The organism is Clostridium polynesiense, assembly GCF_000820705.1.
GTDB lineage: Bacteria > Bacillota > Clostridia > Clostridiales > Clostridiaceae > Clostridium_AA > Clostridium_AA polynesiense.
In genome coordinates this window covers 1-13,371 of record NZ_CCXI01000027.1, presented here as the reverse complement: position 1 = coordinate 13,371, position 13,371 = coordinate 1, and the positions used below count along the sequence as shown (strand labels likewise).

At 31.5% G+C, this 13,371-nt stretch carries 12 protein-coding genes; 2 read left to right on the top strand and 10 right to left on the bottom strand.

Features of this window, described 5'->3' with window-relative positions:
• Window positions 1-46 precede the first annotated feature (46 nt).
• The 8 genes from TA89_RS03535 to TA89_RS03500 form a co-directional block, all read right to left on the bottom strand.
• Window positions 47-1,012: a dihydrodipicolinate synthase family protein gene (locus TA89_RS03535; protein WP_040210888.1), complete on the bottom strand. Its 966-nt coding sequence runs from the start codon at window positions 1,010-1,012 to the stop codon at window positions 47-49.
• Between the two features lie 141 nt (window positions 1,013-1,153).
• Complete coding sequence (gene menC, locus TA89_RS03530) at window positions 1,154-2,335, bottom strand: o-succinylbenzoate synthase (RefSeq protein WP_040210886.1); 1,182 nt, start codon at window positions 2,333-2,335, stop codon at window positions 1,154-1,156.
• Between the two features lie 349 nt (window positions 2,336-2,684).
• Complete coding sequence (locus TA89_RS03525) at window positions 2,685-3,899, bottom strand: flavodoxin family protein (protein ID WP_040210885.1); 1,215 nt, start codon at window positions 3,897-3,899, stop codon at window positions 2,685-2,687.
• Window positions 3,900-3,977: 78 nt separating this feature from the next.
• Window positions 3,978-5,015: a GNAT family N-acetyltransferase gene (locus tag TA89_RS03520; protein ID WP_242850065.1), complete on the bottom strand. Its 1,038-nt coding sequence runs from the start codon at window positions 5,013-5,015 to the stop codon at window positions 3,978-3,980.
• A gap of 220 nt (window positions 5,016-5,235) precedes the next feature.
• On the bottom strand, window positions 5,236-5,550 hold the full coding sequence (locus TA89_RS19235) for a CPBP family intramembrane glutamic endopeptidase (RefSeq protein ID WP_207642845.1): 315 nt from the start codon (window positions 5,548-5,550) through the stop codon (window positions 5,236-5,238).
• 866 nt (window positions 5,551-6,416) lie between these two features.
• On the bottom strand, window positions 6,417-6,719 hold the full coding sequence (locus tag TA89_RS17600) for a PD-(D/E)XK nuclease family protein (RefSeq protein ID WP_187119260.1): 303 nt from the start codon (window positions 6,717-6,719) through the stop codon (window positions 6,417-6,419).
• Window positions 6,720-6,822: 103 nt separating this feature from the next.
• Window positions 6,823-7,080, bottom strand: a complete 258-nt coding sequence (locus TA89_RS17595; protein ID WP_147590059.1) for a hypothetical protein — start codon at window positions 7,078-7,080, stop codon at window positions 6,823-6,825.
• Between the two features lie 55 nt (window positions 7,081-7,135).
• Window positions 7,136-8,101, bottom strand: a complete 966-nt coding sequence (locus TA89_RS03500) for a helix-turn-helix transcriptional regulator (protein WP_040210881.1) — start codon at window positions 8,099-8,101, stop codon at window positions 7,136-7,138.
• Between the two features lie 111 nt (window positions 8,102-8,212).
• Here TA89_RS03500 and TA89_RS03495 point away from each other — a divergent pair, with 111 nt between their 5' ends.
• Window positions 8,213-8,692 carry a GyrI-like domain-containing protein gene (locus tag TA89_RS03495; protein WP_040210880.1) on the top strand — a complete coding sequence of 160 codons (480 nt, stop codon included), beginning with the start codon at window positions 8,213-8,215 and terminating at the stop codon, window positions 8,690-8,692.
• A gap of 63 nt (window positions 8,693-8,755) precedes the next feature.
• Complete coding sequence (locus TA89_RS03490; RefSeq protein ID WP_040210878.1) at window positions 8,756-9,124, top strand: iron chaperone; 369 nt, start codon at window positions 8,756-8,758, stop codon at window positions 9,122-9,124.
• Between the two features lie 518 nt (window positions 9,125-9,642).
• Here TA89_RS03490 and TA89_RS03485 read toward each other — a convergent pair.
• Together TA89_RS03485 and TA89_RS18490 are read right to left on the bottom strand one after the other, a co-directional pair.
• Complete coding sequence (locus TA89_RS03485; RefSeq protein WP_147590058.1) at window positions 9,643-12,534, bottom strand: hypothetical protein; 2,892 nt, start codon at window positions 12,532-12,534, stop codon at window positions 9,643-9,645.
• A 5-nt stretch (window positions 12,535-12,539) separates the two neighbouring features.
• A partial coding sequence (locus TA89_RS18490; RefSeq protein WP_040210876.1) for a hypothetical protein occupies window positions 12,540-13,371 on the bottom strand: 832 nt, incomplete at its 5' end.

Genomic DNA, 13,371 nt, shown 5'->3' with positions numbered 1-13,371 from the left:
TTACTTCATCAAGCTTATATATAGGATTCATAGCATATTCTCTCCTTTACATATCTCCTAATTTAGATATAAATTGGTCAATTCTAACCCTTTCGCTCTCTTTTACACCTGGGCCATATGGATCATTTACTGCTTCTTTTGAAATAATACCTTTTTGAGCTAATATATATAGAACTCTTTCAATATACCCTTCCATAGGAGCGTAGAAAGTATGTTCAGCCAAATTATCTACTAATTCTGATTTCTCAATAAAACTCTTATAATCTCCTATAAAGTATGAATTCAACATATCTTTTTGAAGCTTTGTATAAATGCTGCTTAGTCCTATTAATGCACCTTTTGCACCGCGCATCAAAGTATAGCCAAACATCCTGTCTTCTCCGGTTATAAGAGCTATATCTAAGTTTTCTTCTTTAATCATATTGCTTACATTTTGATATGTCATAACTGAATCCAGTGTAGCCATTTTTATAGCTATTACATTTTCTATTTTAAATAGTTCTCTAAGTAAATCTAATGAATAATTTACTCCACCTGCTGCTTCATATAAGAAAAAGGCTACCATTGGCAATCCAACTTTTGCAATTTCCTTATGATATTTTAAAATCATTTCATCCTGGTCTTCTCTTCCTCTAAATAATGTTGGGGCATATGGCATAATTAAGTCTGCTCCTAAATCTTTAGCTTCATAAGCCATATCTACTGCCTCTTTTATGTAATCTTCGTCCTTTATACCATCTTTTATATTGGCTCCTACACCACATAGTATTATTTTTTCATCATCTAATCCATTTCTCCATTCATTGAAAACCACTGCTCTTTGTTCCTTTGACAGCTTTAAACCTCTTCCAGTGTGTGCCCATATTGCTACTGCATTTACAGGCTGTTCATTCATCCATTTAACATAATTTCTTTGAGACTCTAAATGAATCTCACCGTTTTCTAAGACTGGAACTGGAACAGCAGGTAATATATCTCCCATTATTTTTTGTTGTATTTCTTTAAAATTCATAATTAATCCCCCTTCTTTCCATGTCATAAATTATTTTAAATATATTCTTCATAGTTAATTGTTTATAGATAAATTTTTAAACTAGGTCTTCCGGGTATATAATTTCTAATTTCATCTATGGCACCAATGAATAAACAACCCTTAACATGACTTGCTATCATAAATAATTGCACCGTATTTATGATAGTTTTCCTGATTGATTTCCCCAATACCTATTTCTTCTTTATAATAAATCTTACCTTCTTTATCCATTACCATTTCTTTTATATCTTTTCCTTTACCATACCATCTTTCACTAGGCTCTATACAAGCTGGATATTTAAATCCTTTAAAAGTAGATAAAGCTAAAATAGAAGCTCCGCCAACACCACTTTCCGGCATTGTTCCTCCCCATACTTCTATATTATTTTGAGATGCTATTGCATATATTTTAAGTGCTTCAAGTAATCCTCCAACTCTTTGTATCTTTATATTCCAAATCTTAGGCCCATCTATTTCTACAATTTGCTTTGCTAATTTAGAGGATTTTAAGGATTCATCTAAACATATTGGGGTTTTAATATTTTTAGCTAGTTTTGTATGATCTATTATGTCATTACAATTTAATGGCTGCTCAATAAAATTGCATCCAAACTTATCCATTTCCTTGAATAAATCTAAATCCTTTTCAAAATCATATGCTGCATTTGCATCCGGCCATAAAATAAAGTCATCACCTATTACTCCTCTGGTAACTTCTAAAGCTTTCAAATCCCAGCCTGGTTTAATCTTTATCTTAACCCTTTTATAGCCTTCATCCACATAACCTTTAACCATATCTTTTAGTGTTTCATAACTATTATCCTCCGGTATACCTACTGAAACTCCTGAATATATATAGTCATTGTTTTCTAAGTACTCCTCTGTTGTTCCCAATTCTTTTAATTTATATAATATTAAATCTTTTATACTCATATTGTTTTTCTTTGCAACTAAATCCCAATAAGCAGTTTCTATACCTGCTTTTGCAAAATTATTGCCTCTTATATTATCATTTAAAATAAAATTTATCTCATCAATTGATTTTATTTCCTTACCTAAAACTTTTGGAATTAAATCTTCTATTAATATAGCTTTTGCTGTAGATATAGTTTCTGAAGAATAAAAGGGTGATTCAAAAGGAGCTGATTCTCCATATGCAACTGTATCTCCAGAATGTATCTCTATAATTAATGATTTTCTTGTATAACTAATTCCTCCGCTTATTTGAAAAGGAACAGCATAAGGAATATCAATTTCTTTAATCCTGATACTATCTATTTGAAAATTCTCTCTAACTTCCATGTTTCCACCTCTTAATTATTTATTAAAGTTTATGTCCTTAAATAGTCTCTATTTAATTATAGAATATAGCTAAAATTTTATATTGTCAACTCTTTTTAAAAATTTATTTTCATATGAGAATGTTCTGTATCAGAATTGTTAGACAGAAAGATAGGTTAGTAGAATCACTGAAGGCTGGTTGAAAAAATCCAAAGGGACATAGATAATCTAGGTAAACTATAGACCCTTTGGATGAAAGCAAAGCTGAATAGGTAAAATATAGTCTTAGGCTAACGTAAGGCATTAGACTTGAATTATCCATTAACAAGTGAATAATTCAAATTATTAGTCAATATTACTTTTATAACCGTTATTGACTATCCTTAGTTAAAGATAAGTAAGGAGCATCAAAACGTTTTTCATAGGCATTATTTTCTTTAAGCTGTTGATTCCAAAAAAAGTTTATTAATCCAGCCTTGCTAAGCAGCTTTAAGAGAATCCCCATAGCCTTTCCAAATCGAATTGGCATAGACAATTGACTAATATTTGTTGGGTTAAACTTTCCTTCAAGGACTATGTCTGCAATAGTCTTTACCATTGGTTCAATAATTTTTTCTTGAGCCTTAGCAGGTCTCATCTGAAAACCTTCAACTCCGCCCTTAATGGCTGTGCCAACATAAGTTCTACCTAATCTGAAAGCCAATTGTTCAAAATACGCCTCAAGATAGTGAGATTGGCTGCTTTCAGGAAATCCTGATTGTATAAAAAAGCTTATACTTCCTTTGGAGGGTTGAAGTTTCTCTATAAACTCCATAACCTGAGAAGGCATTGCATGGACGTATAACGGCATGAAGAACATGATATTTTTGTCACTTTTAAAATCTTCTGCCCATTCCTCCCATTTACCTTTTTCCTTCAAATCACGAATTTCAACCCTATCACCAAGAGCTTCAACTACCTTTCCCAAAATAAGAGCTGAATTGCTTCCACTCCTTCTAGGAGAACCGCTGTAAATTACTAGTTTTTCCCCAGGTTCAATTGATGTAAAGGGTACAATCTGTCTTTTAGCCTTCCTTGATTCCAGTTGATGCAATTGAAAGCCTCTAGCTTTTACAATACGATAGGCTTTAGATTTAAAATGATAGGCTGTACGATATAAATAATCCTCAATAACCTGTTCTTCTCCACTTGATAAGCCTTCCCTATCATAGTAAAATACCATATCAGGATAACCCTTATATCTAGCAACATGCTGACATTCTCCATTTACAATTTCTATATAGGGATGATAGTGAGGAATTGTCCTATCTAAAAATGCTTTAGCTTGATGGTTTATAAATCCTTGGGCTGTATCCATAATCAAAATTACAGTATCACTGCTTACATAATCTGTATACAATTCAGCCATTTGATCCTTCATGACACATCTGCCAGGAGTCTTGAGCCAACAGTTCCAGCAGCCAATGCATGGAGTTATGGATTGTTCTCCTAACCTAATAATTTTCAAAGGTTCATCATAAAGATTTTGGACTGCCTCATACATTCCACTATCTTTCTTCTCTCGTAGGTCAATCAAAGTTTTCATTTTTATCTCCCCTCTAACATTCTTGATAAATCCTTATTCTAATTATTTTAAGGAAGTTTACATAGTTTCAAACAACCGCTATAACTTTTTAATACTTGGGTTGTTAAAGTTTGCCCATGCAAAATTGCTGTCAATGAATCTAACCATTCTATAAGCTATTGGACTGAATCCACACTTAGGCCAAAATGTTGAAGATGCAAGGTTTGCTATTCTCCAATCTATTATTATGTTATTATATCCTTTTTCTTCCATAATCCTACTACCTTCATTCATTAATTTTTTACCAACACCACTTCTCATTTGAGAAGGGTAAGTTCCCGCAATACTTAGCTCTATTCCATCGTCAGGTGTCATTAAATCTGAAGTAATAGGCTCATATACTTGAAATCCTATTTCTTTCATATCTTTTTCCGCAATAATGATCATTGCTTCATCATCCTCTGCTATCTTTTTGTACCCCTCCTTTATCTTCACTACTACTTCAGGTAAGGCAGGTTCAAATACAGGTGCTGAATTTTGATATGAGCAGATTATATTAGACATTCTCCCCATTGCCTCACTATCCTTTTTATTGGCAATTCTAATATCTGGATCAGATACATTTTTAAAAGGTTTGTAATCTTCAATGTTCAATATTCCATGTACTTGCTGGATAAAAAAGCTTAATTGCAGGAAGGCCTCATAGTACACCTGATTCCCAAGAGGTATTAAAGCATAGTGACTAAAGCAGCCTTCTTCGAGCCACCAAAGGGAAACCGTTGCATACAGATTCCTTATGAGCTCTGAAGGTTGATCCTTTCTTATTGCAACTCCCTCATAGGGTACCCATATATGTCTGCCTCTCCCATTATCAATCTTTACCTTTCCTAATATATAACCCACCAGCTCATCATTAGAAAATGCACCTATCCCAATTGCTTTACTATTAACGAAAATGTTTTCAAGTAAATCTGTGATATATTTTGTATTTAGGCAGCTGTTTTTTAGGAATGGAAATACCTTACTCTCAAGATTTTGCCTACATGCCAGCAGACCAACCATTGCAGGTACATCACCAATATCAATTAGCCTATATTCACATATTTTCATTCCTGTTCCCCCCCATGCTAAATTCATGTTATATCACTTACTCCAGTGAAAGTTACCACCTGTTTTGGCTGAAAGTTTTTCACCTAATCCAGTAAAAAGCTTATAGCTTTACAAAGTAATTCTGTGGCATATGTTTTCGTAATGAATCCAATTTCATAGGTGTGCTTTTCTGGGGATAATATAATACCATTCTCACCATAAACATCTCCTATCATTTTGTTATTCTGTGTAATTTCTACAATAAATGTTATGTATTTATATAATATCTAATAAACACATAGAAATTTAAACTAAAGTGCAATAATATACAGTAAACGATTGATTTTGTTTGAATAAATACTATACCTAAAAAAATCCCAATTACTAAATAGAATATAGTATTCACAAAATCAAAATGGAGTACTGCAAAAAAAATACTAGTTATTAGTAATACTAAAAATATATTATATCTTTCATTTAAAATTTTCAAAAAATAACCTCGAATTAGCATTTCCTCAGCGATTGGAGCTATTATACAAACTTGCAAAAAAGCCACAATAGGATTATAAAATATTTCTTCCATTGAATTTGCTGAATCACCAATTTTATAAGAAAAATATTTATCCACTAGTATTTGAATTGTATTTTCATATAAAAAGTATATACAAAACATAATTAACAAAACTATAATCAATGTTGTTATATTTATTCTTTTAAAGTAGTCATAACTCACAGAGTTTTTATAATGTAAAAAAATTATAAATACTAAATAAAGAATTCCTTGAACGATTCTTTTAATTATTAAAAATATTTTTGACTCCAGGTTGAATGATAACTTATTAAATAATACGCTAGTACAAGAATATATAATTATAAAAATCATAAAAGATAATAAGAAATTAAAAATTGGATACTCAATAATTTTTGAATTACTTAATATGCTAATGTTATACCTCATAATGCTATTCCTTTCATTTATATTCGTATTACTGATAAAGTATCAGGATTTCAAGCTAATAAAAGCCTCATTAAATATCAGAAAACTATTATCTTTTTCATCCATTTTCTTTATCATATATTTCGATATAATAATATATCCTAAGCCAACTAACAGATATTCAACAAACATTATTATTAAATTGTATTTATTAATATGTAATTTTTCATTTAATGAAATATAAATGATACTTAATAGCATGGCAACACCATAAAACACTACAAAATTTAAATCCCATATTATCTATACTTTTTATATATATTTTCGAATTTCATTTAATAGCATACTTAGTCTCAAAAATAGGTGCAAAAAATATAATACCCAATACAACTATTGAGATATAAAAATAACCCATTCTCCCATAAAATATAACTTCTGCGAAAAATAAAATTAAATAACCTATCATAAATGAAATTATGTCTATATAATTCTTTAATTTTCTATATTGAATATCATGATAAACAATTAGAACTCTCCAAGGAATCGATTATTTCCCCATATGAGAATGCTATGCAATTATCTGAATCACTTGCTTCCCTGCCATATGGAGTAAGAAATACATACAAAATCTGATTGCAGTCTTTGTACTCTGTCTTACTTTTCTCTAAGTAATCATTTAACTGATGAGATGATTCTCCCGACCATATCTTATTCTCCATAATAACTGCTGTCTTTTCTTCGCGAGATGCGAGAACAATATCCATGTTATTAAATTCTCTATAAACCTGATAAGAATAGAAATCCTGCAGCAACAAATCAAATGCATTATATTTATTCTGGTCTCACTTACTAACAACCTTAGTAATGAAAGATTTGATAAAAGAATCTCCCAAACCATGATTCTCATTTGGATCAAAATCATGCCAGAATATTACTATGGCGAATTTCCATATTTGTAATTCTTAATACATCAAACAGGTTAAAATCATCAGTCCAGTCATCTAGTTTTTTCAGGCAATCAATGTCTATCAAGAAATCCTTCAACGCATGTTCTTTATCTATCATTTCCTGTCTTACCCCGTTATTATGAGACTGAAACTTTTCTAAAAAATTAGCCATGCTATCTTCTCCTATATTTTCGTTTGTTTTTTCTTTTTCGGAAATACTAATATTCATTTGGTCATATAGCTGTCATATAATATCCGAAGTTTTCATTATATTTCTCCATACCTCAAGTTCTCAGTAATAGCCTTAACCTCTCTTCCAATCTATCAAACAATTCTTTTGGAGCAGCTTTAATGGTAACATCCTCACCTAAGAAAAGGAGCCAATTTGTCATTTCTACCAATTCATCAGATTTATTAACATCAATAAAGGTTTTTAGAATAGCTGTGCTTTGGTAAGGATCCCTATAGGAAATTGTAACTAATAAAGGATGATATTTTTTGAACTGAGATATCGCTGCTGGACCAAGCTCTATGATAAAATTCACTGTTTTTTTCTGCTTACTTATTATTTCTAATATTTTTTTCTTGCTTAAGCTTTTTTTAGCCGAGAAGGATTTTATATCAGTTAGAATATCCACTGGTATGATTTCCTTCCTTTCTTCAGTCAAGTCAAAGCCTTCAATAAACCAAAGTCCTCTGTCATGATAAAGGTGAAGTAAATAAATTGAGCAAGTTTTTGTTACATTTTCCTCTTTTATAGTAATTAATAGATAGCTGCTAAAGAGAAGTGTTTCTATGAGTTTTTCTAACATCGGATGAGGGAGATCTGAAAGTTCAAGTAAATCTGGATTACTGGGATTAGTGCTTTGAAAAAGTAAGATTTTATTTAAAAGAACAAGGTCATCTTGACTGCTTTCCGAAATAAGACCTAGTAGCTTTTCTGCTAATGATTGACGGCTCTTTAGATATGGCAGCTGTTGATTTCTTGTAGCCATAAATGCAATAAAAAGAGCTTTTATCTCATTATCTGTGAAACGTACTTCAGGCAGGACAGAATTGTGCATAACAAAATATCCCCCATCTCGTCCAACTTCTGCCACAAGGGGCATACCCATAACTTCAATTTCTCTTATATCTCTAATAGCTGTGGAGCGAGAGATATTGAATTCTTCCATTATTTCTGAAATTGTAAAGTGAGAGCGATTGTTGATATACCTCATGATAATATTAATACGTTCAACTTTTTTCATAAATCCCCCTAAACAGTACCACCTTTTGACATTATTTAAAGATATTATATTATTATCAAGTGAAGGAGACAAGTCATTTGAAATAATAATAATAATAAGGTGGTTTTTTAAATGACAAGATATACCATACAAGAAAAAGATAGTTTTACGGTCTTAGGCATAGGCACTGAGCTTAAAAGTGATTATACTGATTCTGATGGGATAAACAGAGAAAAGTTAGAATTTTGGCAGACTATCAGCCAGGATGGAACCCTTGACAAGCTAAAAGCCATAGCTGCAAATGACTATATTTTCTCAGTAAACGAAGCAGTGAATGATAAGATGATTCATTATGCTGGAGTTATGACAAAATCATCCATACCTGAAGCATCCAGGAACATTCAATTTCCTAAAGGAGAATACGTTGTTGTAAAAGGAGAAGCCTCTACAGCTGAAGACCTGTTTAAAGAGCTTACTGACCTAACCTTTGGAGAAGTCTTAGTAGAAGAGAAATACTATGCCTATGTGGGTGGTCCAAACACAGCCGTTATCACAGAAAAAAAAGACAGATTGCTTATTGGTGAAATGTGGATTCCTGTAGTTAAAATATAAGCATAGTAGAGTAACAATACTATTTAAATGATATTTTAATCAAATATTTCAGGAGGAAGCCACATGGAAATATTTAGAGAATTTCTTAAAAATATTGGGAACCTTGAACACAAAAGCAGGATGGAAAAGCTTCTAAATTGGGTAAAAACTAATTTTCCAACCTTAGAGCCAGTAATTAAATGGAATCAGCCTGTGTTTTCTGACCATGGTACATACATTATTGGTTTTAGTATTTCTAAAAAACATATTGCTGTAGCCCCTGAACAGGCTGGGATATATCAATTTGCTGATGCTATAGAAAAAGCTGGTTATCATCATACTAAGGAAATATTTCGTATCAAGTGGAATCAGACCGTTGATTACGAATTGCTTGAGCAGATTATTGAGTTTAATATTTTAGATAAAGCCAACTGCATTAATTTTTGGCGATAATAACATTATCTGAATTCAGATATGTATACATCATAATTTAGATTCTATATAAAAATGAGAATGCTACAGGAGGATAACTTCTGTAGCATTCTTCATTTTATTTTATTAAAAACCTTCATAGGCTTTGATATCAGGCTATTTCTTTACTATCTTCACAACACACTCCGCAGTAGATTACCTCCAATCAACCTTCGCTATCGCTCCGTTTCTGGGGTAAGTCTTGCACAGGTGGTACTAATTGACACTCTATATCCTTCTGATCTCGACCACCTCAGCAGTAGGCCGTTTCCAATCGAACTTAATACCGTTCTCTTGGACGTCCCTTGCATGGGTGGCACTAATGCTCCTCTTCGTCCCTAACGATCCTTAACGAGCAAAGTGACCACCTCAACATGTGTTGCCACATAATTCTTATACAATTTAACAAAATATAATTTTCATATTAATGAATATAAAGAGCCTTACCCCTTTAGTATGGAGATTCACCTCTTTAACAATAGCTACATCTCTAAATTAGCCTAATAATTATCCTCTATTAATTTACAAAACTCTATCCAACTTAAATTATTGAAATACGTTTTCCTTTCAGAGTAGTATGCTGGAAAATCTAATATTCCATATCCAGTAATCCAATTAGTATGCATCTGCAAAATTCTTTCAAATCCTTTCAGAACGAAATTATCACCTAGCGTCTTATAATAGAAAAATATGAAGCTGTTCAAATCTTCTCTAAGTATGTTAAATCTCGATTCTGAGCTGTAGATGCTTTCTTTTAAATATCTTTCAATAATAGTTATTAATAAAAGATTACATTGTTCAAGGCACAAATACGGAAAAATAACCTCTATGGCTCTATAAACTCCATCATAACTCCATGATTCTTCCTTACTCATGTGAAGAATTAAATCTAATACCTCTTCAATGGAAACTGGTTCTAAAGAGCCTCCTTTTTCTTCAATAATTTTAATAAAGCCAACCACATTCTCCCATCTGGACGATTCTGAATTGTTTATACATTGTTTAAGATGGCTAAGAGCTTCATTTGAATCCATTGTTGAAATTATCTCCTGATAATCAGAAGCGCTCTTACTTAATCCGCAATTATACCAGCGTTCTGGTACTCTAAACGCTGTAAAAGATTCAATAGTTCTATTCTGAAAAAATTCTTTTGGTGCCATTTTCTCCATTTTTTCATCCAAATTGCTATACTTTAATCTTTGTGCGGCTTGTTTAATTCCACTTTTTACATCTGAAATATATATTTTTCGAAGTTCATTATCTGCATCATAATCTCTCTGGTTCTCCGATACATAAAAAAACTTTGTAGCAGTGTTCCATATATATAACAATTCTTCTTCCGTAAAATATTTTGTACTAAAACTTGCAATCACACCATCAAAAATGGTTTGAATCCATTCGATATCCCAATGATCGTTACAAACTGAAAACTGTCCTAAATCAGTTGCACTTCTAACACCTGCAGATTCAGATACCGCAGCCAATACATATATATCTGCTCTATTATCACCTGTATCTGATGCATAATCAGAAATATTCAGTAATTCTATTCCTACTGTTCTCCAGTAATCATTATTTACATGATCCAATGAGTTATACCATTGTAATGGTAAGTATAATGAATAATCTTTACGTCCAATGTATCCGACAATCTTGAAGTTCAATTTATCATTAACAATCTTTATATCGTCTCTCCATCCCAATCTTTCTGCCTTCGGCAAAAAAGCGTTATAAATCAAGTGTATTTCTGATAAATCTTTACTCCATATTATACCACCTTCGCCCATCCAATTATGAAATACTTCTCTAAGTGAATGCGTTCTATTATTTCTTTCAAGATAATCCCACCACAAATCAAGATTAGTAATAGTGTCCAAGAGTTTTGCATTTTTAATTATATTGTCTATTAATAATTCTTTTAGTTTATTAGATAACAAATTATCGCTAGAAATAATGCTTGTTAATAGAAATTTTTGAGCCCTAGGTCCACCGATTTCATAAAAACCAAATGGTTCTTTCCTATCAAATATAGCATTAATTAACGCATTAAAATCTTCTTCAGAAATGTTCTCAATGGTATCGTTTAAAATATTTAAATAAACATATCCTAGATAATGACTAGCAACTAACATATTGTGAGCAGTATAATAACCTCTGTCTTTGTACGTGAACTTTTCTCCTCTATATTGGTATAAACATTTTTGTACAACTTCTTCAATTCTATATTGACCTATGTTTTCGTAATAAGATAATATAAAAACTAGTCGTGCAATAATTTCGAAAGTCGCATCATCATACCTTCTCTCATATGTTTCTATATAATCTAATTTTTTCTCAACTATTAATTTCACCCACTCATCAACTAGAGCATCATTCCTTGTGATGATGGACCAAGATACAAGCTTTATATGAGTATCATTCGATGCATTATTAAATATATTATTATCAATTAACCACTTAATAGAATCTACATTATTTGTGTCAAGAATATCACATAATAAATTATCTAAATCCTTTGTATAGAATATATCTAGAGTTTTAAAAGTATATTTAATTTGTGATAATGACAAGTATTCTTTAGATTTTTTAAGCCACCCACTAGCAAAGCAAGCTCTATATTCTTTGATATCCTCAGAAATTTTTTTTCGTTTAAGCCTTTTAAAATTAACACCTATAGCTCTTGATACAAATCCCCATTTTTCTAAAAGTTCTCTAATGGTTCTTTTTTTATTGGTTTCAAATACTTTGTCTGCTTGTTCTGGTTTTTCGAAATTATTTTCTATCAAAACTGCTAAATTTTCTGGAGAAAGTCCTTCAAACCATCTAAATACAAGCCTCTTTGCTCTCTCTAAATCATTGTAATTAAGTAATAATACTGCATCATCTAACATATTATCAATGACTTTTCTATCAAACAGTTTTCTATTAATTACTTTTTTTTCACTCTGTAAAGCAACAGGGAGTTCAAACTCCTCTTCATGATACTTATCTTCCCATTGTAAGGAAACTTGATACTGAAATAATGTATTTAGTGCACAACTAAAAGAAAGTAGCATTTCATTGACTCCTATGTCCCGTAAAGACAATGTCGTCATTTCAAGTTGATCATATAATTCTTGCATCGGCCTTTTATATTTTATAGCTTCTATAATATAATCCTCTGTATATACATTTATAAACTCATTTTGCCTACCAGAGTTTATTAATAACTGAAATACCAGTTGATGCTTAAGTTGAATATCATCACCATTATTCATAAAATAATCTGCAAGACGGCTAGATACTTCAACAAAACAATCATGATCCTTTTTCAAGAATTTATCGAGATATATTCTAAAATCATTATGGAATATTCTGTATCCCCCCTCTTCATTAACAACTAAAGGGAACAATCGGTTCAAGATGATTTCCAAACATATTCACTTATATTCTCACTCTTAAAAACATTAGCCAATAACAGAGGTGTTATTTTCTTATTAATTAGAGTCAAAGCCCCTGCCATTAACGGTTCTATAAATAGAGCTCCCTGCGGTAGATTCTTTATTGTAGATTTCCACATATACTCATAGTAAGATAGTAATCCACTAGATATTCTTGAATCTTTAATTTCCGTTTCTAACGCTTCTATAGTTGAACAGTTAGAAGTTCCATTCACAGCAAAAACTGCAGATAAAGTATTTCCAGTTACTGCGTTATTTATAATTTCAACAGCCATGTCCACATCATCTTTAGGCATTAATTTATTGACACTTATAAATAACTGCTTTATATCATCTTTGTTAATTGGTGGTACCTCAATATGTAATACTCCCTCTTTACTTGCTAACCAATCGGGGTACATTTCGTACTGATTAACAGGTTGACCTGAAATTAAAAAACATACATTTTCAGGTACTCCACCCGGATTAACTAATGTAGATAAAAAAGTATTTTTGCTCCCAGAACGGGCTGCATGGTCGATTCCATCAATAGCTATTATCGTAGGTCTTCCAGAATCAATTGAATACACTTGTGCTAGTCTTAACACCTCTTTTCTTAACTCATCAATACTATCAATTAGCTCAATAGAAATTGGAACATTATTCTCAGCTAGCTTCCCTGTAAATATTCCTCTTAACTCTATTAATAAATTTCCCCATAATGCTCTTGGATCACTAATGCCTTTATCTGCAGATAAGTATATGTCTTCAGCAGATAATGGCTTAAAAGCATGAAATCTGAGAGTAATT